The organism is Sphingomonas sp. (assembly GCF_029239295.1).
Lineage (GTDB): Bacteria > Pseudomonadota > Alphaproteobacteria > Sphingomonadales > Sphingomonadaceae > Sphingomonas.
In genome coordinates this window covers 186,626-207,242 of sequence record NZ_JAQZBC010000003.1, presented here as the reverse complement: position 1 = coordinate 207,242, position 20,617 = coordinate 186,626, and the positions used below count along the sequence as shown (strand labels likewise).

Below are 20,617 nucleotides of genomic sequence, written 5' to 3'. Positions count from 1 at the left end.
CGGCATCTAGGCGCGCGTGGCGCGGCGCGCTAGCACCTGACGCATGACAAGAGCGCGCAGCGGCTGGCAGGTCGGCAACACGATCGCTCCCCCGCGCTTTCTGGCATTCGCGGTCTTGCTGATCATGGCCTGTACCGCCGCTGCCTTGGCCGGAGCGCCCGCCGGCCGGGTGCTGATGATCGGCTTTGACACGGCCAGCGTGCTGTTCCTCCTTTCTCTGTTGCCCCTGCTGGACGACAAGACGGCAGACATGCGCCGCGCGGCGCAGGAGAATGATGCCAATCGAACGGCATTATTGGTGCTGACCGCGCTGGTGACGGCAGTGATCCTGGTGGCTGTCGCTAGCGAGCTGGGTACAGGGGGCGGGGGCCGGGATCGGGTGCTGATCATCACGACGCTCGCAGCGGCATGGCTGTTCTCGAACACCGTCTACGCGTTGCATTACGCGCATCTCTTCTACACCCGGGTGGAGGGCGAAGATGCGGGTGGGCTGGATTTCCCGAGCGGCGATTCCCCCGATTATTGGGACTTCATCTATTTCGCCTTCACGCTGGGCATGACGTTCCAGACGGCTGATGTGGCGATCCAGTCGCGTGCCATGCGCCGCGTGGTGATCGGCCACGGATTGGCGGCATTCATCTTCAACCTGGGCGTGGTCGCCTTCACGATCAACATGTTGGGCAATTGAGCTTCGCGGCTTTGGACGCTAGCGGGGTCAGCCATGTTCCGTATCGTCATTGCGGGCGCGCTGCTCGCGTCCACTGCCGCCGTTGTCGCCCAGGTTCCCGCCGGCAACTCGACCCCGCAGCCTTCCCCGATCGTCGACACGATTCCGGCGCCGGTTGACCAGCCCTATCCGGGCACGATCGCGCTGAAGGTCGATGCGACCGACATCGGTCGCCGCATCTTTCGCGTGACGCAGACGATCCCGGTGGCGAAGGCCGGGCCGACGGTGTTGCTGTACCCGGCATGGCTGCCCGGCAAGCACGGGCCGCGCGGCGAGATCGAGAAGCTGGCTGGGCTGGTGTTCAAGGCCGACGGCAAGGTCATCCCGTGGACGCGCGACACGGTCGACGTCTACGCCTTCGACCTCGATGTGCCGCAGGGCACCAAGACGATCGAGGCGAGCTTCCAGTTCATCTCGGCCACCAAGCCCGACCAGGGCCGCGTGGTGATGACGCCCGAGATGCTGAGCCTCCAGCCCAATTCGGTGAGCCTGTATCCGGCCGGCTATTTCACCCGGCAGATCCCGATCCAGATGACGGTGACCTATCCCGACGGCTGGACCGCGGCAGGCGCGCTGCCGGCCAAGGTGAACGGTTCGACCTACAGCTACCAGACGACCGACTATGACACCCTTGTCGATTCGCCGATTCTCGCGGGGCGCTATGGCAAGACCTGGCCGCTCAGCAACCGGGTGAAGCTGGCCGTCTATGCCGACACGCCGGGCGAGCTTGCCGCCACGCCGGCGCAGATCGACGCGCACAAGCGACTGGTTGATCAGGCGGTGAAGACGTTCGGCGCGCAGCATTACGACAATTACACCTTCCTCGTGTCGATCACCGACAATCTCGGCAGCATCGGGCTGGAGCATCACCGGTCGAGCGAGAACGGCGTGACGCCGGGCTATTTCACCAAGTGGAATGATGGTCCCGGCCGGCGCAACCTGCTGCCGCACGAATTCACCCACAGCTGGAACGGCAAGTTCCGGCGCGGCGCGGATTCGTGGACGCCCGATTTCCGCATGCCGATGCGCAATTCGCTGCTCTGGGTGTATGAAGGGCAGACGCAATTCTGGGGTTATGTCCTGCAGGCGCGTTCGGGCCTCGTTTCCAAGCAGGATACGCTGGATCAGCTGGCGGCGATCGCGGCGCTGTATGACAGCCAGCCGGCGCGGCAGTGGCGCGCGCTGATCGACACCACCAACGATCCGGTGATCTCCGCCCGCCGGCCCAAGGGCTGGACGAGCTGGCAGCGTAGCGAGGATTATTACAACGAGGGCCTGCTGGTCTGGCTGGAGGTCGATTCGCTGCTGCGCCAGTTGTCAGGCGGCAAAAAGTCGATCGACGATTTCGCCCGCGCCTTCTTCGGCATGCGTGACGGCGATTGGGGCGTTCTGACCTACGAGTTTGACGACGTGGTCGCGACGCTGGACAAGATCCAGCCGCATGACTGGCGCGGGCTGCTGACGCAGCGGCTGAACGAAAATGCCAAGGGCGCCCCGCTCTCCGGGTTCGAGCGCAACGGCTACCGCTTGGTATATTCGGCCGAGCCGACCGCATCGTTCCGCGCGAATGAAAAGACCCGCAAGAACACCGACCTCACCTATTCCGGCGGCTTCGTCGTGGGCCAGGGCGGCGACGTCACCGGCGTCACCTGGGGATCGCCGGCGTTCGACGCGGGGCTGACGATCGGCACCACAATCGTCTCGGTCAACGGCCAGAGCTATTCGGACGACCGACTGAAGGCGGCGATCGCCGCTGCCAAGGACAGCCAGCAGCCGGTGCAATTGTGGGTCAAGAACGGCGACAACTACCGTCAGGTGACGCTCGACTGGCGCGGCGGGCTGCGCTACCCGCGGCTCGAAAAGATCGGCACAGCAGAGGCCGGTCTGGACCGGCTGCTCTCGCCGCGCTGACCCGGGGCTGCAACCAGACACATTCAAGGACAAGGGACTTACAGCATGCGCATCGACATGGTGCCGACGGGCGACAACCCGCCGCACAGCCTGAACGTCATCATCGAAGTGCCGACCGGTGGCGAGCCGGTGAAATATGAGTTCGACAAGGCCAGCGGTGCGCTGTTCGTCGATCGCATCCTGCACACGCCGATGCGCTATCCGGCGAACTACGGCTTCGTGCCGCACACGCTGTCGCCCGACGGTGATCCGCTCGACGCGCTGGTCGTCTCGCGCTCGCCGTTCATCCCGGGCTGCGTCGTGCGCGCGCGGCCGATCGCGGTGCTGAACCTGGAGGATGAGGCCGGCGGCGACGAGAAGCTCGTCTGCGTGCCAGTCGACCAGACCTTCCCTTATTATTCCAAGGTCGGCGAGAAGGACGATCTCCCCGAGATCGTGTTCGAGCAGATCGAACACTTCTTCACCCACTATAAGGATCTGGAAAAGAAGAAGTGGGTCCGTATCGGCAAGTGGGGCGGCGCCGATGAGGCACGCCAGATCACGGTTGAAGCGATCGAGCGCTACAATGAAGCGAAGAAGCAGGGTGAGGAACCCCACGATCACGACGTAGCCGGTCGCTGATCCCTTTCCGCTGAACGACCGACGGGCGCCGCTCTACACCGGAGCGGCGCCCGTTTTTGCGTTCAGGCCATCAGGATGCCCGGCCGGCGAGCTGGTGGAGCGCGGCGCCGGTCACTCGCTGGGTCGTCCATTCCGCCTGCGGCAAGGCGCCCTTGGCACGATAGAACTCAAGCGCCGGGGTGTTCCAGTCGAGCACGGTCCATTCCAGCCGCGGGCAATCGCGATCGAGTGCGATCTGCGCCAATGTACGCAGCAATGCCGCGCCTGCGCCTGAGCCCCTCGCGTCGGGCGTGACGTAGAGATCCTCCAGCCACAGTCCGCGCCGCCCGGTCCATGTCGAGAAGGTGTGGAAGAACAAGGCAAAGCCGATGCTGACGCCATCGCGCACCGCCATCAGCACCTCGGCCGCAGGAGCGGCGCCGAACAGCGCGTCGTAGAACATCGGCTCCGTCGCCTCGACGGCGTCGGGTTCGCGCTCATAGGCGGCGAGTTCGCGTACGAAACGAAGGATGGTGGGAACGTCTGCGGGTTCGGCGGCACGGATGGTGATAGTCATGCCGCCTGTTCCAGTGTTTGCGCCGCAATGTCACGCCGGCGGGCGGCCACGATACACGCGACGACGATCACGCTGGCCCCGACGAGCGTATAGGGTGACACACGCTCGCCAAAGACCAGGAAGCCGAGCACAGCCGCATACACGAAGGACGTGTATTCCGTCATCGCCAGATAACCCGCCTCGCCATGACCATAGGCCCACGACAGCAGCATCATCGACGCAAAGGCGAGCAGCGTCGCCCCGGCGAGCGGCAGGAGTGTCGCAGTTGGCGGCAGCACGGCCAGCCACGGCGCAGCGGCGATCAGGATCAGCAGAATGACGCCCGACTGGAAAAAGGCGGTTTCCGCCGGGCGGGCGGCAAGCGACTGTAGCCGCGTAAGGATCAGGTTAACGGCATAGAGCACCGCTGACGCGAGGATCGCGACCGCCCCCTCGAATGCCTCCGCGCCCAGCGCCGTTTGTGCCTGTCCCGCCAAAATGGTCGCAATACCTAGGCTGGCCGCAATTACCGCGCCTATCGTCCTGATCGATACACGCTCACGCAGCCACCAGGCCGCGAGGATCAGCGCGAGGATCGGCGCGATGTAGGACAGGGCAATGGCCTGCGCCATCGGCACACGCGCCAGTCCCCAGAAGAACAGCAGTCCCATCGCGCAAGTGATTGATCCACGTCCGAGATGAAGCAGCATTGCGCGGCGACTTGGGCGGCGAACACCCACCACGCCCCATGCGACGGCACCCAGCGCAACGTTGCCGAAGGATCGCCAGAGCATGGTGTTGTAGACACCGATCGCCAGCACCAACCCCTTCATCACCGCGTCCATTACTGAAAACAGCGCGATGCCGAGTGCCGCAACCAGAAAGGCGAAGGCCGGAGATACGGATGAAGAGCGAATTGGCACCATTGCCGTGCGATACGATCCATGAACGCAGTCGGCGAGGGGTAACTACTATTACCTACAAAGGGTTAACCCAGGATGAATGTAGTTAATTGTGGTTTTCCCTAAGAACAAAGTTCCGACTAAAATTTTAGAACGCGATACCACTTCAAGAGAAAGCGATGTTTTCGATCAACGATTTTGTTGACCCGCACAGTTGGCGCGATTAGGCAACAAAAAAGTAAGGAGTGTACAAATGACCGAAGATTCCGCCGACATCAATGCGGTTGAGCTGGCCACGGAGCTGACCATCGCTTGGCTGTCGAATCCTAACACGCGTGCATCCAGCGATGAGGTGCCGGGATTTCTGCACAAGATGCACGAAGCGGTGAATCAGCTGTCGACCAACACGCAGATCGCAACCGATGAAGAACCCGTCGGCGAATACACGCCGGCCGTTTCTGTGCGTAAGTCGCTTGCTTCCAAGGATCACATCATTTCGATGATCGACGGGAAGCCGTACAAGACGCTGCGCCGGCATCTTGCCGGCCACGGATTGACGCCAGCGGAATATCGCCAGCGTTATGGCCTGAAGCCTGATTATCCGATGGTTGCCGAGAATTACTCGGAAGCGCGCCGGGCAATGGCCAAGAAGATCGGCCTCGGTCGCAAGCCGGGCATGACCCGCAAGGGCAATGAGGCCGGCGGCGCGAAGCGCGGCCGCAAGCCGGCAGCGCCAGCAGCTGGCGAGGAATAAGCCTGCATGAACCGGGCAGCATCGCTGCCCGGCGTGCGTGACGCGATCGGCGGGCGCATCCGTGCGCTTGTCGGTTCGGGTTCGGTCGACCTGTCGCGACCACCCGGCGATCCGGGGCTGTTCGGCCCAGGATCGATCGCCTGGCGGGTGCATGGCGATTTTTCCGCGATGATGATCGGCGGGGTGTCGGCGTTGCTGCTGCAGATGCTGCACCCGCTGGCTCTCGCCGGTGTCTGGGATCACAGCGATTTCCGCCGCGACCGACTGGGGCGCCTGCGGCGCACCGCTCAGTTCATTGCGCTCACCACCTTTGGCAGCACGGCATCCGCAACAGCGGCGATCAATCGCGTTCGATCAATCCACGATCGGGTATCGGGAACGCTGCCGGACGGTACGCCCTACGATGCCAATGATCCGGCACTTCTCACCTGGGTCCATGTGGCCGAGGTCGACAGCTTCCTGCGCGCCTATGTGCGCTACCGCGATCCATCGCTGACCGGGGCGGAGCAGGACCGCTATCTGGCGGAAACCGCCACCATCGCCGAGCGTCTGGGCGCGCAGGATGTACCGACATCAAGACGCGCGATGGATTCTTATTACCGTGACGTCCGGCGCGACCTTCGCTTTGACGCGCGCACCCGCGAAGTGGCGGACGCCCTGCTGGCAACTGGCCCCGATGCGATGACCACCGGCGCGCTGGCGATCGTCGCACCGGCAGGGATCGAACTCCTGCCGCCCTGGGCTGCGTCGATGCACGGCCGCACGCCGAGCGCGATCGGCCGCCCCGCCATTCGTATGGGTGCGCGTGGCATGAGCAACGTTCTGCGCTGGGCGCTGCGTCGCTGACCTGCGACGTGAGCGCCTGCGCTTAGTCGATCATCTGTTCCACCAGCGCATCCGCCTCGTCAGCAGGGGTGCGTTCACCTCGTGCCAGCGTCAGCGTGGTGGCTAGATCCCACATGACGTTACCCAGCGTGCGCATGATGTCCGGCAGCGTCTCGACCGCAACCAGCAGCCCGAGCGGCGCAGCAGGAGCGCCGATCGCGGCGCAGACCGGCGCGACAGAGCTGACGTAGCTGACCGTGCCGGGCAGGCTGACCGCGCCCAACGACATCAGCGCCGCCACGAGGGTCCCGACCGCCAGCGTACCCAGCGACAGCGGCACGCCGAACCAATGCGCGATATAGATCGCCACGGCGAAATTCATTGCCGGGCCCGTCGCGCGCAGCAGCGCGACCGCGAGCGGCAGTGTGACGCCCGCCGTGGTGACGGGGGTGCCCAGCGACTGCGCGCCGGCCAGCATGGCGGGCAGCGACGCCAGCGAGGATTGCGTCGACACCGCTACAGCCTGGCTGGGCAGGACGGCTCGCGAGAAGCGCGCCAGCGACACCCGCCCGCCGAACATCGCCATCGGATAGGCGCACAGCGTCACGACGAGACCGACCGAAGCGACAATCAGGATGTAATGGACCAGCGCATGGAACGCGCCGCTTCCAGCCCGCGCGCCGACGACGAGCGCCAGTGCGAACACGCCGATCGGGCCGATCCACAGCACCCAGCCAATTACCACCAGCATCGTATCGCGCACGGCGGTGAATACCCGCACCAGCAACTCGCGCAGCTCGACGTCGATGCGCATCAGGGCAAAGGCGAAGATCAGCGCGAAGATGATCATCGACAGGAAATTGCTGTCGGCGGTGGTCTTGATGATATTGTTCGGGATAATGCCGGCAAGGAATTCACCGAGCGGCGGCACAGGCGGATTGGGGCCGACCCCGGTCAGCGCGGCACGCAGCGCCGCCGCAGAATCCGTGGGCAGCGGCACCAGTTCCAGGAACAGGGGTGTGAGGAAAGCGGCAGACAGTGCCGACGCTACCATGACGCCAACGTAAAGCGCCACCGCGCGCCCCGCGAGGCGACCAGCCTGCGCCGCCTTGGCGGTCGCCGCGACGCCTGTCACCAGCAACGAGAAGACCAGCGGGACAATGGTCATCTGCAGCGCGTTGAGCCACGCCTGCCCCACCGGCTGCGCCACCGCGATCGTCGGATCGACCGATCCGGGCGCGTAAGCGGCGAGGAGGATGCCGACGACCAGCCCGGCGATCAGCGCCAGGAGAATGCGAGTAGATTGGGACATCACGCCTTTCGAACTGTTCGTCACCTGGGACTTGTCCCTCAGCCCACCACGCGGCAAGAGCCAAGAAAGTAATGGTTCTGCGGCACCAAGAGGGCCGGAGCAAGCCTGTCCTGAAGTTGCGCCGGTGATCGTGAGCGCGCCGGGATACAAAAGGGTGGAGACGAAGCGTGGCACGCAAGTATTTCGGCACGGACGGCATTCGTGGCCTTACCAACATCTCGCCCATGACCGCACAAATGGCGATGAAGGTGGGCATGGCGGCCGGCGCCCACTTCGTTCGCGGCGATCATCGTCACCGCGTCGTGATCGGCAAGGACACGCGACTGTCCGGCTATATGCTCGAAAACGCGCTGGTCGCGGGCTTCACTGCGGTCGGCATGGACGTGGTCCTTCTCGGCCCGCTGCCGACCCCGGCCGTGGCGATGCTGACCCAGTCGATGCGCGCCGATCTGGGCGTGATGATCTCCGCGAGCCACAATCCCTACGACGACAACGGGATCAAGCTGTTCGGCCCGGACGGCTACAAATTGTCCGACGAGGCAGAGCTCGCCATCGAATCGCTGATCGATGGCGAAGTGGCGCTGGCCGCCGCCGGCGACATCGGCCGGGCCCGCCGCGTCGAGGATGCGCGCGGCCGCTATATCCACTTTGCGAAATCCACCTTCCCGGCCGATCTGCGGCTCGACGGGCTGAAGGTGGTGATCGATTGCGCAAACGGCGCGGCCTATCAGGTGGCGCCATCGGCTCTGTGGGAGCTTGGCGCGGAGGTCGTGGCGATCGGCGTCGAGCCCAACGGCAAGAACATCAACCACCGCGTCGGCTCCACCGCACCGCAGACCCTGTCCGAAACGGTGGTGGCGAGCGGCGCGGCGATTGGGATCGCGCTCGACGGTGATGCCGACCGGCTAATCGTCGTCGACGAACATGGCCGGGTCGTTGATGGCGACCAGTTAATGGCGACGATCGCGACCAGTTTCGCCCGCCGCGGCGCGCTGGCCGGGGGCGGCCTCGTCGCGACGATCATGTCGAACCTCGGGCTGGAGCGGCATCTTGCCGCGCAGGGTCTAGGGCTGGTGCGCACCTCCGTCGGCGATCGCTACGTGTTGGAGGCTATGCGCGCGCGCGGGTACAATGTCGGCGGCGAGCAGTCGGGGCACATCATCCTGTCGGATTACGGCACTACTGGCGACGGTCTGGTCGCGGCGCTGCAGATCCTGGCCGAAGTGCAACGTACGGGTGCTCCGGCGAGCGAAGTGCTGCACCGGTTCGATCCGCTGCCGCAATTGCTCAAGAACGTGAAGTATGCGCGCGGCGGCAAGCCGCTGGAGGTCGACAGCGTTCAGCAGACGATCGCTGCGGCGCAGGCCGAATTGGCCGATAGCGGCCGGCTCGTGATCCGCCCTTCCGGAACGGAGCCGGTGATCCGCGTCATGGCCGAGGGCGAAGACGCCGCACAGGTGGAGGCGGTGGTTGACCGGATCTGCGACGCGGTGCGCGCCGCCGCCTGATGGCTGCGGCTTAGCGGCGCCGTTGAAGGCTCGGGCGGCATCCGCCGCCCGCCCGCCGCCGCCACTCCCCCTCAGGCCGGAATGACAGCGTTTATCGCGTGAGGATCAGTCGCCGGTGACGCGCGCGGGGCCGAGATCACCCTGGCCAATCGTGCCGCTCGCCATCGAAAGCATGGCGTCGAGGCTCTTCTTCGCCTTCACCCGCAGATCTTCTTCCATTTCGATCCGAGGCTGAAGGTCGCGCAGCGCGACGTAGAGCTTCTCCATCGTGTTGAGCGCCATGTACGGGCAGATGTTGCAATTGCAGTTGCCGTCCGCACCAGGCGCCCCGATGAAGGTCTTGTTCGGCAGCGCCTTTTCCATCTGGTGGATGATGTGCGGCTCGGTCGCGACGATCAGCGTGTCGCCCGGCATTGCCATGGCATATTCCAGGATGCCGCGCGTCGACCCGACGTAATCAGCATGGTCGAGGATCACCGCCGGGCATTCCGGATGTGCCACGATCGGCGCGCCGGGGTGCTGCGCCTTCAGCTTCAGCAGCTCGGTTTCGCTGAATGCCTCATGCACGATGCACACGCCCGGCCACAGGATCAGGTCACGCCCGGTCTTGCGCGCCAGATAGCCGCCAAGGTTGCGATCCGGCCCGAAGATGATCTTCTGGTCCTTGGGAATCTGCGACAGGATCTTTTCCGCCGACGATGATGTGACGATCACGTCGGACAACGCCTTCACCGCCGCCGAACAGTTGATGTAGGTGAGCGCGATGGCGTCGGGGTGCTGGGCGCGGAAGGCAGCGAACTGATCGGGCGGGCAGCTGTCCTCCAGCGAACAGCCGGCATCCATGTCGGGCAGGATCACCGTCTTTTGCGGCGAGAGGATCTTCGCTGTCTCCGCCATGAAGCGCACACCGCAAAAGGCTATGACATCGGCATCGGTTGCCTGCGCCTTGCGGCTGAGGTCGAGGCTGTCGCCGACGAAATCCGCAATGTCCTGAATCTCGGGCTTTTGATAATAATGCGCGAGGATCACCGCATTGCGCTCCTTGCGGAGGCGTTCGATCTCGGCGCGGATGTCGACGCCCATGAGGTTCTGCGGCTGTTCCATGCCGACGCAGATGGCCCGGCTGAAGACTTCGATCAAGATAGCATCGCCTTGGGCGTGTATCCCCGGCCGCCCCCTATTGCGCGTTCGCCAGCACTTCCTGAAGGCTGCGGCTCATATCCCATTGTTCGTTATTCCCCGCCCCCGGCTCCCCGGCGAAACGCACGTCGACCCGCACGGGCAACCCGGCGGCCGACAGAGCGCCGCCGAAAAGCCGCGCTATGGCGGTGCGTGCATTCTCCCGCGCCTTGGTCATATTCTCCGGATCGGCCGCACGTTCGGCCACGGCAGTGGCGGCGGTCGATGCCACGCGGCGCTGCAGATCGGTCATCGCATCACGCGACACATAAACCCCGCTCGTCTGGTCCAGCGTCACGCGCGCATGATCGATGTTCGGCTTGCCGGGCCGCACATCCGGCACCTCGACCGTCAGGGTTCGCCTGTCGGCGTCGTAGCGGAAGTCGCCCGGATCGAGGCGGCGGACGTTGACGAAATAGTCGACCTCAAACGGCGCCTTCACCACGCGCGTCGACGTGAGCCAGCCCCACAGCCGACTGGTCGCACCAGTCGCCTGAACCGTTCCGGTGAGGCGGCTGACCCGTAGGTCGGCGCTGGTATGGAGCGTCGCTGCAACGACCCGGGCGACAGCAAGGCCGTTATCATCGGTCGCAACGACGTGGTGATCATCCCACCAGCGATAGCTGGCGATGGTCGCGACGATGATCGCAAAGGCGATGGCCAGTCCAACGGCGGCGATCGCGACCGACCGCCCGTCAGCCCGCATCCACGCTTTCCCACCGCGCGTCGTCCCCGCGCACCAGCGCCCGCCGTTGCAGATCGATGAGGTGCGCCAGCACCGATCGCTCAGCCGCCGGATACAGCCGCTGATCAATCCCGACGTACATCTTCTCGACCATTGCGGGGATCTGATCGGTCCCAGCGCGAAGCAGGCGCAGGATCTGCCCCTCCCGCTGCTTGCGATGGCCCAACAAGCCACGAACCAGGCGCTGCGGCCGCTCGATCGCCTCCCCGTGGCCGGGATAATAGATCCGGTCGTCGCGACCGATCAGCTTGTCGAGGCTGGCCATATAGGCGGTCATGTCGCCATCGGGCGGAGAAACGACGCTCGTCGCCCACCCCATCACATGGTCACCAGAAAACAGCGCCTTTGTTTCTGGCAGGGCAAAGGCAAGGTGGTTGGAGGTGTGGCCGGGCGTCGCGATCGCTTCCAGCGTCCAGCCGTCGCCCGCGATCGTTTCCCCCTCCGCCAGCACGCGATCCGGCGCATAATCATGATCGAACGACGCGTCCGACCGGGGACCATCATCCTCCAGCGCGAACGGCGCGGCGCCGATGACGGGCGCACCAAGTTCCCGCGCGAGCCGCGGCGCACCCGGGCTGTGATCGCGATGGTGGTGGGTGATGACGATGGCGCGTACCGGGCGACCCGCGACCACCGCCAGCAGCGCGGCATGATGCGCATCATCTGCCGGCCCGGGATCGATGATCGCCAGGTCGGTCGTCCCGACAATGTGCGTCTGCGTACCCGTATAGGTGTAGGCCGAGGCATTGGGCGCGAGCACGCGCGTCACGAGCGGCTCAAGCGCGATCGGAATACCGGTTGGCGGTGCCTCCATGCGACGGCAGATGGCCGCTTCGTCCGATGATGGCAAGGGCGCGCCGATCAGCGGCACCGATCAGGGATGCGCTTCCTCCGCCATCCGGGCGGCTTCCTGCTCCAGCTCCTGAAGCGCTTGATGGCGTTCGGCACCTGTCAGATGGCCATTGGCGCGGATCGCCGCCCGTGCGGCGAGGATACTCTCCCGGGCACTGGCCATGGCGACCCGCCGGGCGATGTCGGCCTCACGCAGCGCGGCATCGGCCCGGCGCTGCGCCTCGCCTTGCGCCCGCGCGGTGTGGCGTTCGATACGATCAGTGCAGATCGTCACGCGCGGGTGACCGTGGTCCGTGTCATGCACGACCGTCGGTCCGACCACATCGCCGTCGCACGCCGCTGAGCGGATGGTGGGGACCATCCCGGCCGCGGGCCGCGCACGAGCGCCGCTCCATTCGGCGGGTGCCGCGGGCGGGAGCGGAGCGGCTGGCGGTGCCGGTGGGTTGGCCGGAATCGCCGGGGCAGCATCGGCCTGCGTATGGCCTGCCGGCGCCGGAGGCCGGGGCGGTTCCGGCAACGGATTGGCCTCAACCCAGGCCTTTGCGGCCTCACCCTCAAGCACCCGGCGCTTGCCGTCGCGCTCGACCACGACGCGAACGTCCGCCGCCGCGGCCGGCGCCATCGTCGGTGCGACGTCCGGCAGCGCTGCCTTGGCGGCCGTCTCGACACTCGCGCGCACCCGTTCAGCGGCCTTCGTCCCCGACGCGGTGAGGCCGAGCGCGCCGGCGCCGGTGGCGAATACCGCGGCCAAGCCGACGAGCGTGCGGGAGCGGGACATGCGGGACGCGCCCAGCATCCGCAAACGCCCCTTCAGATCGTCGACGGTATGCAGGTGGCAGGCGGCGGCGATTGCGCCGCCATGCGCCGCCTTCACGATCGCGCAGGCATAGGCGTGGCGCGCGCCGCTGCCGAGCCGCGCCAGCACGCGCGCGTCATTGGCCATCTCCTGATCGGCGCGAAACGCGCGAAAGGCGTACCAGGCGAGCGGGTTGAACCAGTGCAGCGCCAACACCGCGAGCGCGAGCCAGTTGGCGACCAGATCGCCGCGCGCGTGGTGGCCAAGTTCATGCGCCAGCGCGAGCCGCCGCTCGTCCGCGTCGTAGCGCGCCGCGAAATCACGCGGGAAGGCGACGAAGCGGCGCAGCACGCCGAAGGCGAGCGGACCGGTCGCCGCCGCGCTTTCGACGATGGTGACACCGTCGATGCGATCAACCGTGCTCGCCCGCGCCAGCAGGCGCCGGCGGAAGCGATGATAGGCCAGCACGTGCCAGCCGATGAACGCTGCCGCGCCCAGCACCCACAGCGCGGCAAGGGAAGAACCGAGCGTGAGGAACGAGGGCGCGGCAGCGTCGCCGGCGGCAGGGACGATGAGCACCGTCACCTGCTGGCCGACCTGGGTGATAGGGGCGGCGAAGGCGTGGGTTATGGGAGCGGCCACTTGCTCCCGCACATTGTCCGGCAGTGGGGGCAGCAAGAGCCGCAGCAGCGGGAGCGACCAGAGGGCGTAAGCGACCGGGGCGCCGAAGGTGCGGCGTACCGGGCCGCGCACCAACAGGACCAAGGCGATCAGGAATGCGGAGGCGGCAAGCGCCTCGACCATCCAAGGAACGCCTGCCCATCCTGCAACCGCGCTCATTGTTTCAGCGCCTTCAGGAGCGATTCGATTTCCGCGATGTCCTGCGCAGAAAGTTCGTCGCGCTCGGCGAGGTGAGCGACCAGCGGGGTCAGCTTGCCGCCGAACAGGCGATCGATCAGCCGCCGCGATTCGCCCGCGACATAATCGCCGCGCTGCACCGCCGGGCGATAGAGATAGCGCCGGCCATCTTCCTCATGCGTGATGGCGTTCTTGGCAAGCAACCGGCCAAGCAGGGTCTTCACCGTGTTGGCGCTCCAGCCGCGGTCGGGATCGACCCGCTCTGCCACGTCCTGAGCGCTGAGCGGACTTTCGTCCCACAGCACCTCCATCACCGCATGTTCGGCATCGCTGATCCGTTCGGCCACGACTCGACTCTCCTGCAACTACAACTGTGGTCGCACTGATTACGGACGTAGTCAATAAGGGCAGCCCGAGCGCCCAGCGCTCAGACCGGATGCCCTTCCGTATCGCGCAGCACCTCGCGCCGGCCGACATGATCCGGGCGGCTGACGATGCCGTCCTTCTCCATCCGCTCGATCAGTCGCGCCGCCGAATTGTAGCCGATGCGCAGCTGGCGCTGCAGCCACGACGTCGACGCCTTCTGGCTTTCGCACACCAGCTGGATCGCCGCGCGATATTGCTGGTCCTCGGCCGAATCCTCGCCAGTCGGCGCGCCTTCGATCTCGAAGCTCTGTTCCGGCTCCTCGGTAACGGAGGAGATATAGTCCGGCGTCCCCTGCGAACGCCAGTGATCGGTGACGGTCTGCACTTCCTCGTCGCTGACGAAGGGGCCATGGACGCGCACGATTCCCTTGCCGCCGGGCATGTAAAGCATGTCGCCCTTGCCCAGCAGCTGCTCGGCGCCCTGTTCGCCCAGGATGGTTCTCGAATCGATCTTCGACGTGACGTGGAAGCTGATGCGGGTCGGCAAGTTCGCCTTGATGACGCCCGTGATGACGTCGACCGAGGGGCGCTGCGTCGCCATAATGAGGTGGATGCCGGCCGCGCGCGCCTTTTGCGCAAGGCGCTGGATCAGAAATTCGACTTCCTTGCCCGCGGTCATCATCAGGTCGGCCAGCTCGTCAACGATCACGACGATCTGCGGCAGCACCTGATAATCGAGCTGTTCCTCCTCATAGACCGGGCGGCCGTTCTCGTCCCAGCCGGACTGCACCTTGCGGCCGAGCGGGGTGCCCTTGGCCTTCGCCGCGCGGACCTTTTCGTTGAAGCCGCCGAGGCTGCGCACGCCGAGCGAGGACATCTGGCGATAGCGATCCTCCATCTGCTCCACCGCCCATTTGAGTGCGCGGACCGCCTTCGCCGGGTCGGTGACAACGGGGGAGAGAAGATGCGGAATGTCGTCATACATCGACAATTCGAGCATCTTGGGATCGATCATGATCATTCGGCACTGGTCGGGGGTGAGCCGATAGAGCAGCGACAGGATCATGGCGTTGAGGCCGACCGATTTGCCCGAGCCGGTCGTGCCGGCGACGAGCAAGTGCGGCATCGGCGCGAGATCGGCGATCACCGGATCGCCGGCGATGTTCTTGCCCAGGATTACCGGCAGCTGCGCGTTCTGATCCTCGAATGCCTGGCTGCCGATCAGCTCGTGGAGCGACACCGTTTCACGCTTCGGATTGGGCAGTTCGATGCCGATCACGGTGCGGCCGGGAATGGTCGCGACGCGCGCCGAGATCGCGCTCATGTTGCGGGCGATATCGTCGGCGAGGCTGATGACGCGCGTGGCCTTGATGCCCGGTGCGGGCTCCAGCTCGTACATCGTCACGACCGGACCGGGGCGCACCTCGACGATCGAGCCCTTCACGTTGAAATCGTCCAGCACGGTTTCCAGCAGGCGTGCGTTGCGTTCCAGCGCAGTCTTGTCGATCTGCGCATTCTGCGACGGCGGCGCTGGCGTCAGCATATCGAGCGTCGGCAGCTCATAATCGTCGCGCAGCGCAAGCTTTGCCTGCCGCTGCTCCTTCGTGCTGCTGCCTGTCGGCGGGGGCGCGGGGCGATCGTTGATGACGGGCGCCGGGCGTGAATCCGGGATTGCAGAAGCGCGCGGCTCGATCCCCCGACGCGGCAGCTCGTCGGCGGTATCGTCAGTGCCGTCTTCGTCCCAACCCGCGTCGGCCGGGCGCAACGCCAGGCGCGGGCGGCGGCGTGACAGCCAGCTGCGCGGCAGGTCCACCTCAAGGCTTCGTCCCCACACGATCGCCCCGGCGAGCCCACACACGACGCCCAGCGCGATGATGCCCCACCACGTGATCTGCGGATTGTTAGCGAACGCCAGCGCCCAGCGCGCCAAGGCCACGCCGCCGAGGCCAATCGCCCCGCCCCAGCCGAACGGCAGCGCGAGAACGGCATCGTCGGAGACACAGGCGAGCGCAGTTGCCATCAGCGCAACGCCGATGACTGCCTGCCGCAGCATTCGCTTCCACGCGCCGGCGGGCCGATCACGCCACAAGCGCATGGCAACGATGGCCGGAACTGGCAGGAGAAGCGCCACCGAGGGGCCGAAGATGGTAAGCGCAAGATCCGCGAACCATGCGCCAGGCACGCCGATCAGATTGCCGGTCACGCCAGCGGACGCCGTGTTCAGCGATCCGTCGCCCGGCCGATAGCTGGCCAGGGCAATGGCCATCAGCGCGGTCGCGACGAACAGGATGATTGCCGTGGCCAATGCGCCGCTGCGCACCGCACCCGCCTTCACCGTTTCACGCCACAAGGACGTCTGCGCCTTGCTCGCCATGCCTCTACGCCCCCAACAATGTCGTGAAATCAGCCGGGGCGATAATCTGCCTGGTGGACTCCGCCGTCAAGCCGCAGGCGATCGGGCAGCGGCGGTTACCGGGAATGTGTGATAGCACGGGCACGCTCTCGCGAATGCTGTTCGCGGAAGCATCGGCTGCTCAGCCCCGACCAGGCCGATCCGCGTCGTTCTTCCACAGGCCCGGCGTGGCAAGCTCCAGAACATGGCCATCCGGGTCGTTGAAATACAGGCTGCGTCCGCCCGCCGGCCAGCTGACCTCCTGCGTCACCTCGACGCCGTGCTCGGCAAGGTGCGTGCGCCACGCCTCGACCTCGTTCGCGCCAATCGCGAACGCCATGTGCAACGGCCCATGCCCATCGTGGCCCGGGATCGTGCCGCCGGGCACGGTCACATCCTCGGTCGATTGGCCACGAGCGAATACCAGCAGAACGCCGCCATGACCGGCATCGAATGCGGTCAGGCGATCGCTCTCGATCATCGGGGCGAGACCCAGCACATCGCGAAAGAACCGCGCCGAGCGCGCCATGTCATCGACATACAGCGCGGTTTCGAGCAGACCTGCGATGCGCGGGCGCGTCACCGGCCAACGCCCGTGTAGTGGAAGCCGGCGCGCTCCACATCTTCGCGATCATAGATGTTGCGCAGGTCAACCAGCACCGGCGCGGCCATGACCGCCTTCAGGCGCCGCAGATCAAGCGCGCGGAAGGCATCCCATTCGGTCACGATCACGACGACGTCGGCACCCTCGGCCGCTTCATACGCGCCGCTGCAATATTGCATCGATGCGGGCATCACGGACCGGGCAGCTTCCATCCCTTCGGGATCATAGGCCTTTACCGCCACCCCGGCATCGACGAGGCTCTGGACGACTGCGATCGACGGTGCGTCGCGCATGTCATCGGTATTGGGCTTGAACGTCAGGCCAAGGATGGCCGCGGTCTTGCCGCGCGGATCCTCGCCAAGCTGCGCGAGCACCTTGCGCCCCATCGCTCGCTTGCGCGCGTCGTTCACCTTCACCACGGCCTCAACGACATGCACTGGCGTGTCGTAATCCTCCGCCGTCTTGAGCAGCGCGAGCGTGTCCTTGGGGAAGCAGGAGCCACCATAGCCCGGCCCGGCATGCAGGAACTTGCGCCCGATGCGATTATCGAGCCCAATGCCGCGCGCGACGTCCTTCACGTCGGCGCCGACCGCTTCGCACAGGTTCGCCATTTCGTTGATGAAGGTGATCTTGGTCGCGAGAAACGCATTGGCGGCGTATTTGGTCAGTTCAGACGTGCGGCGACCGGTGAACAGGATCGGGCTTTCGCCCAGATACAGCGGCCGATAGATTTCGCTCATCACATCTTGGGCGCGCGGATCATCGGTACCGACAACGATCCGATCGGGGCGCTTGAAATCGCCGATCGCCGCGCCTTCGCGCAGGAATTCGGGATTGGACACAACCGCGAAATCGACGTCCGGTCGAGTGTCGCGCAGGATCTGCTCCACGCGGTCCCCAGTACCGACCGGGACGGTTGACTTGGTGACCACGACCAACGGGCCGGTCGCGGCACGCGCGATTTCCTCGGTGGCGGCATAGACGTAGGAGAGGTCGGCGTGGCCATCGCCGCGGCGCGACGGCGTGCCGACCGCGATGAACACGGCGTCGGCACCGGAGACCCCGGCTGCAAGATCGGTCGTGAACGTCAGCCGCCCGGCCGCGACATTGTTCGCCACGAGCTGATCGAGCCCCGGCTCGTAGATCGGCATGCGCCCGGCATGAAGCGCCACGATCTTGCGTTCATCCTTGTCGACGCAGGTCACCTGATGACCAAAATCGGCGAAACAGGCTCCCGAAACGAGTCCGACATAGCCCGAACCGATCATCGTGATACGCATGCATGGCCCTCATTACGGCAGTCCGGTTCGCTGCCGGTCAGGCCGCTCTACGCAGTGTCTGGCAGGGCATCAACCAGTCGCCACCATGGCCGCGCAATCCACCGGACGAGAGATCGCACCGCTCTCACATGCATAGGCTTACCTGAAATCAACGCAGGCTTCGGATCACACCAGCAACTCACCACGCATTAACCAGAACTAGGCCCGATCCGGCTTTTTAGGCGGTATCATGAACCGGTGATCAGACCGTAACTGGTTCATTCTTCGCTTTTCTTTGCAGCACCATGGTGTCACACGTTGTTGCGACGAACTGTTCACCTGTTTGGATAAATGCCGTGATCGATATTAGCCGGGATATGATTGCCTACGCGCTGATCGGCCTGACGGTGGTCATTGCCATACCGGTCATCACCACGGTGGTCCAACGTCGCAAGCGCGACAAGCTGCGCCGCCGCGGGATCAAGCGCTACGGCCATTGAGTGACAGGTGGCGAGCGACGTCCATGTAGACTCGCCGCCGACCGCTCACTCCGCGTCGAACAGCGCCGCCAATTGTTCGATGATCGTTCCGCCGAGTTGCTCCGCATCCATGATCGTGACGGCGCGGTTATAATAGCGAGTCACATCGTGCCCTATCCCGATCGCGATTAGCTCCACCGGGGAACGGCGCTCGATCCAGTCGATGACCTGCCGCAAATGACGCTCCAGATACGATCCACTGTTCACCGACAGCGTTGAATCGTCGACCGGCGCACCGTCGGAGATCACCATCAGGATGCGGCGTTCCTCGGGGCGGGCGATCAGGCGGCTGTGCGCCCACAGCAGCGCCTCTCCGTCGATATTCTCCTTCAGCAACCCCTCGCGCATCATCAGGCCCAGCGAGTTGCGGGCGCGACGCCACGGCTCGTCGGCTTGCTTGTAGACGATGTGGCGAACGTCGTTGAGACGACCCGGCTGTGGCGGCCGGCCGGCGGCCAGCCATGTCTCGCGGCTCTGCCCGCCCTTCCACGCGCGGGTGGTGAAGCCGAGAATCTCCGTCTTGACGCCGCAACGCTCCAGCGTGCGCGCCAGGATGTCCGCGCTGATCGCCGCGATCGAAATCGGGCGGCCGCGCATCGACCCGGAATTGTCGATCAGGAGGGTAACCACCGTGTCCTTGAACTCTGTGTCCTTCTCCACCTTGTACGACAGCGACTGCATGGGATTGATGACAACGCGGGCGAGCCGCGCGGCGTCGAGCAACCCTTCTTCCTGGTCGAAATCCCATGACCGGTTCTGCTGCGCCATCAGCCGCCGCTGGAGCCGGTTCGCCAGCCGCGACACCACCGCCTGCAGCGGCACAAGCTGCTGGTCGAGATAACCACGCAGCCGCGCAAGTTCGTCAGTGTCGCACAATTCGGTAGCGGCGATTACCTCGTCGAACTGGGTGGTCCACACCTTATAGTCGAAGTCAGGCGACCAATCGGTCGTCGGTCGATTCGGGCGGACGGGCTGCATGCCCTCCTCCCCATCGTCGCTGGGATCACCGTCGAGATCGTCGAGATTGTCCTCGCCCTGTTCCTGCCCCTCCCCCTCTGTATCGTCGGACTCGCGCTGTTCGCCGCGCTGCTCGGACTCGGCCTGCCCTTCGCCGTCCTGGCTCTCGCCTTCTTCCCCTTCGTCCTGCTGTTCGCTGTCGGTGCCCTCATCCTCGCTGCCGCCGTCGTCCGAGTCCTCCGGTGCCTGGTCTCCTTCGACCAGCTCCAGATCCTCGAGCAGCTTCATCGCCAGGCTTTGAAAGGCACGCTGATCATCGAGCGCCAGCGCCATGCCGCTGAGATCGGCCCGTTCGTTGATCCAGTCGCGAACCAAGGCGAGGCCCGGGGCCGCGCTGGCGGGCGCCTGCTGCCCGGTCAGCGCCTCGCGCACCAACAGCCCCAGCGCCGTCGACAGCGGCACTTCATCACGGGTGCGGGCGCGGGTGATTGGGTCGGCGCGCAGGCGAACATCGAGCGCCTGCGCCAGATTGTTGGTGATCCCGGCATAGCCGCGACTGCCAAGCGCCTCGACCCGCGCCCCTTCGACGGCATCGAAGACAGCGCGCGCCACCGCCTCGGGCGGCGCGCCGCGCGCGTGCATCGCCGGATCATGGTGCTTCAGCCGCAGCGCAAAACCGTCCGCAAAGCCGCGTGCTTCGGCCACCTGATCGGCCGGCAGGCTACGCGCCGGCATCGGCACCTTCAGATGCTTGCCCGACTGCGCGGGGGCGTCAGCGGTGAAGGCGAGTTCAAGCTCCTGCTCCTCCGACAGCGCGCGCGAGGCGCCGCCGAGCACGTTCTTGAACCGATCAAGCGGGGTTTCGGTGGCCATCAGCTGTGATCCCTGCACGCCATGGCGGCGTCGCGAAGTACATGGGAGAACCCGGCGCGGCGGGCAGCCCGATCAGGGCCGCACACCGCGCGGATCGTGAGG

Annotated in this window: 19 protein-coding genes; 7 read left to right on the top strand and 12 right to left on the bottom strand. The window is 65.6% G+C overall.

Annotated features, from left to right (window positions below; all coding sequences use genetic code 11):
* Nucleotides 1-43: 43 nt before the first annotated feature.
* Genes K0S66_RS04855 through ppa form a run of 3 tightly spaced genes read left to right on the top strand, consistent with a single transcriptional unit; the run spans nucleotide 44 to nucleotide 3,259 of the window.
* Nucleotides 44-688 carry a DUF1345 domain-containing protein gene (locus K0S66_RS04855; RefSeq protein WP_301074010.1) on the top strand — a complete coding sequence of 215 codons (645 nt, stop codon included), beginning with the start codon at nucleotides 44-46 and terminating at the stop codon, nucleotides 686-688.
* A 33-nt stretch (nucleotides 689-721) separates the two neighbouring features.
* The gene (locus K0S66_RS04850; RefSeq protein WP_301074009.1) at nucleotides 722-2,638 is read left to right on the top strand and encodes a peptidase M61; all 1,917 of its coding nucleotides are present in this window, start codon (nucleotides 722-724) and stop codon (nucleotides 2,636-2,638) included.
* A 45-nt stretch (nucleotides 2,639-2,683) separates the two neighbouring features.
* On the top strand, nucleotides 2,684-3,259 hold the full coding sequence (ppa, locus tag K0S66_RS04845) for an inorganic diphosphatase (protein WP_301074008.1): 576 nt from the start codon (nucleotides 2,684-2,686) through the stop codon (nucleotides 3,257-3,259).
* A 70-nt stretch (nucleotides 3,260-3,329) separates the two neighbouring features.
* On the opposite strand, the gene K0S66_RS04840 is transcribed toward ppa, so the two are convergent.
* Nucleotides 3,330-3,815 (bottom strand): GNAT family N-acetyltransferase, encoded by a 486-nt coding sequence (locus K0S66_RS04840; protein ID WP_301074007.1) that lies wholly within the window; start codon nucleotides 3,813-3,815, stop codon nucleotides 3,330-3,332.
* Nucleotides 3,812-4,720, bottom strand: a complete 909-nt coding sequence (locus K0S66_RS04835; RefSeq protein ID WP_301074006.1) for a DMT family transporter — start codon at nucleotides 4,718-4,720, stop codon at nucleotides 3,812-3,814. Before K0S66_RS04835 ends, K0S66_RS04840 begins: the two co-directional genes overlap by 4 nt.
* A 229-nt stretch (nucleotides 4,721-4,949) precedes the next feature.
* Here K0S66_RS04835 and K0S66_RS04830 point away from each other — a divergent pair, with 229 nt between their 5' ends.
* Nucleotides 4,950-5,450 (top strand): MucR family transcriptional regulator, encoded by a 501-nt coding sequence (locus K0S66_RS04830; protein WP_301074005.1) that lies wholly within the window; start codon nucleotides 4,950-4,952, stop codon nucleotides 5,448-5,450.
* A 6-nt stretch (nucleotides 5,451-5,456) separates the two neighbouring features.
* On the top strand, nucleotides 5,457-6,296 hold the full coding sequence (locus K0S66_RS04825; protein WP_301074004.1) for an oxygenase MpaB family protein: 840 nt from the start codon (nucleotides 5,457-5,459) through the stop codon (nucleotides 6,294-6,296).
* A 22-nt stretch (nucleotides 6,297-6,318) separates the two neighbouring features.
* On the opposite strand, the gene K0S66_RS04820 is transcribed toward K0S66_RS04825, so the two are convergent.
* The gene (locus tag K0S66_RS04820) at nucleotides 6,319-7,587 is read right to left on the bottom strand and encodes a cation:dicarboxylase symporter family transporter (RefSeq protein ID WP_301074003.1); all 1,269 of its coding nucleotides are present in this window, start codon (nucleotides 7,585-7,587) and stop codon (nucleotides 6,319-6,321) included.
* Nucleotides 7,588-7,754: 167 nt separating this feature from the next.
* On the opposite strand from K0S66_RS04820, the gene glmM reads away from it, so the two are divergent.
* A complete protein-coding gene (gene glmM / locus K0S66_RS04815; protein WP_301074002.1) occupies nucleotides 7,755-9,095 on the top strand; it encodes a phosphoglucosamine mutase in 1,341 nt (446 codons plus the stop codon).
* Nucleotides 9,096-9,200: 105 nt separating this feature from the next.
* On the opposite strand, the gene nadA is transcribed toward glmM, so the two are convergent.
* The 8 genes from nadA to K0S66_RS04775 all read right to left on the bottom strand — a co-directional run bounded on the left by nadA (nucleotide 9,201) and on the right by K0S66_RS04775 (nucleotide 18,167).
* Complete coding sequence (nadA, locus tag K0S66_RS04810; protein WP_301074042.1) at nucleotides 9,201-10,199, bottom strand: quinolinate synthase NadA; 999 nt, start codon at nucleotides 10,197-10,199, stop codon at nucleotides 9,201-9,203.
* Between the two features lie 73 nt (nucleotides 10,200-10,272).
* A complete protein-coding gene (locus K0S66_RS04805) occupies nucleotides 10,273-10,980 on the bottom strand; it encodes a DUF4230 domain-containing protein (protein WP_301074001.1) in 708 nt (235 codons plus the stop codon).
* A complete protein-coding gene (locus K0S66_RS04800; protein WP_301074000.1) occupies nucleotides 10,970-11,833 on the bottom strand; it encodes an MBL fold metallo-hydrolase in 864 nt (287 codons plus the stop codon). The genes K0S66_RS04805 and K0S66_RS04800 overlap by 11 nt, the downstream gene beginning before the upstream one ends.
* A gap of 60 nt (nucleotides 11,834-11,893) precedes the next feature.
* Complete coding sequence (locus K0S66_RS04795) at nucleotides 11,894-13,507, bottom strand: M56 family metallopeptidase (protein ID WP_301073999.1); 1,614 nt, start codon at nucleotides 13,505-13,507, stop codon at nucleotides 11,894-11,896.
* On the bottom strand, nucleotides 13,504-13,872 hold the full coding sequence (locus K0S66_RS04790; RefSeq protein WP_301073997.1) for a BlaI/MecI/CopY family transcriptional regulator: 369 nt from the start codon (nucleotides 13,870-13,872) through the stop codon (nucleotides 13,504-13,506). Before K0S66_RS04790 ends, K0S66_RS04795 begins: the two co-directional genes overlap by 4 nt.
* An 80-nt stretch (nucleotides 13,873-13,952) precedes the next feature.
* Nucleotides 13,953-16,265, bottom strand: a complete 2,313-nt coding sequence (locus K0S66_RS04785) for a DNA translocase FtsK 4TM domain-containing protein (protein WP_301073996.1) — start codon at nucleotides 16,263-16,265, stop codon at nucleotides 13,953-13,955.
* Nucleotides 16,266-16,425: 160 nt separating this feature from the next.
* Nucleotides 16,426-16,866, bottom strand: a complete 441-nt coding sequence (locus K0S66_RS04780) for a VOC family protein (protein ID WP_301073995.1) — start codon at nucleotides 16,864-16,866, stop codon at nucleotides 16,426-16,428.
* Nucleotides 16,863-18,167: a UDP-glucose/GDP-mannose dehydrogenase family protein gene (locus K0S66_RS04775; protein ID WP_301073994.1), complete on the bottom strand. Its 1,305-nt coding sequence runs from the start codon at nucleotides 18,165-18,167 to the stop codon at nucleotides 16,863-16,865. Before K0S66_RS04775 ends, K0S66_RS04780 begins: the two co-directional genes overlap by 4 nt.
* Before the next feature lie 335 nt (nucleotides 18,168-18,502).
* On the opposite strand from K0S66_RS04775, the gene K0S66_RS04770 reads away from it, so the two are divergent.
* Complete coding sequence (locus K0S66_RS04770; RefSeq protein ID WP_301073993.1) at nucleotides 18,503-18,646, top strand: hypothetical protein; 144 nt, start codon at nucleotides 18,503-18,505, stop codon at nucleotides 18,644-18,646.
* Between the two features lie 45 nt (nucleotides 18,647-18,691).
* On the opposite strand, the gene cobT is transcribed toward K0S66_RS04770, so the two are convergent.
* Entirely contained in the window at nucleotides 18,692-20,515 is a 1,824-nt protein-coding gene (gene cobT, locus K0S66_RS04765; protein ID WP_301073992.1) for a cobaltochelatase subunit CobT, read from the bottom strand.
* Between the last annotated feature and the right edge of the window lie 102 nt (nucleotides 20,516-20,617).

What these genes read in the sequence shown, in the direction of transcription:
- K0S66_RS04855 (WP_301074010.1), top strand. Translation starts at nt 44, where the DNA reads ATGACAAGAGCGCGCAGCGGCTGGCAGGTCGGCAACACGATCGCTCCC.
- K0S66_RS04850 (WP_301074009.1), top strand. Translation starts at nt 722, where the DNA reads ATGTTCCGTATCGTCATTGCGGGCGCGCTGCTCGCGTCCACTGCCGCC.
- ppa (WP_301074008.1), top strand. Translation starts at nt 2,684, where the DNA reads ATGCGCATCGACATGGTGCCGACGGGCGACAACCCGCCGCACAGCCTG.
- K0S66_RS04840 (WP_301074007.1), bottom strand. Translation starts at nt 3,815, where the DNA reads ATGACTATCACCATCCGTGCCGCCGAACCCGCAGACGTTCCCACCATC.
- K0S66_RS04835 (WP_301074006.1), bottom strand. Translation starts at nt 4,720, where the DNA reads ATGGTGCCAATTCGCTCTTCATCCGTATCTCCGGCCTTCGCCTTTCTG.
- K0S66_RS04830 (WP_301074005.1), top strand. Translation starts at nt 4,950, where the DNA reads ATGACCGAAGATTCCGCCGACATCAATGCGGTTGAGCTGGCCACGGAG.
- K0S66_RS04825 (WP_301074004.1), top strand. Translation starts at nt 5,457, where the DNA reads ATGAACCGGGCAGCATCGCTGCCCGGCGTGCGTGACGCGATCGGCGGG.
- K0S66_RS04820 (WP_301074003.1), bottom strand. Translation starts at nt 7,587, where the DNA reads ATGTCCCAATCTACTCGCATTCTCCTGGCGCTGATCGCCGGGCTGGTC.
- nadA (WP_301074042.1), bottom strand. Translation starts at nt 10,199, where the DNA reads ATGGAACAGCCGCAGAACCTCATGGGCGTCGACATCCGCGCCGAGATC.
- K0S66_RS04805 (WP_301074001.1), bottom strand. Translation starts at nt 10,980, where the DNA reads ATGCGGGCTGACGGGCGGTCGGTCGCGATCGCCGCCGTTGGACTGGCC.
- K0S66_RS04800 (WP_301074000.1), bottom strand. Translation starts at nt 11,833, where the DNA reads ATGGAGGCACCGCCAACCGGTATTCCGATCGCGCTTGAGCCGCTCGTG.
- K0S66_RS04795 (WP_301073999.1), bottom strand. Translation starts at nt 13,507, where the DNA reads ATGAGCGCGGTTGCAGGATGGGCAGGCGTTCCTTGGATGGTCGAGGCG.
- K0S66_RS04785 (WP_301073996.1), bottom strand. Translation starts at nt 16,265, where the DNA reads ATGGCGAGCAAGGCGCAGACGTCCTTGTGGCGTGAAACGGTGAAGGCG.
- K0S66_RS04775 (WP_301073994.1), bottom strand. Translation starts at nt 18,167, where the DNA reads ATGCGTATCACGATGATCGGTTCGGGCTATGTCGGACTCGTTTCGGGA.
- cobT (WP_301073992.1), bottom strand. Translation starts at nt 20,515, where the DNA reads ATGGCCACCGAAACCCCGCTTGATCGGTTCAAGAACGTGCTCGGCGGC.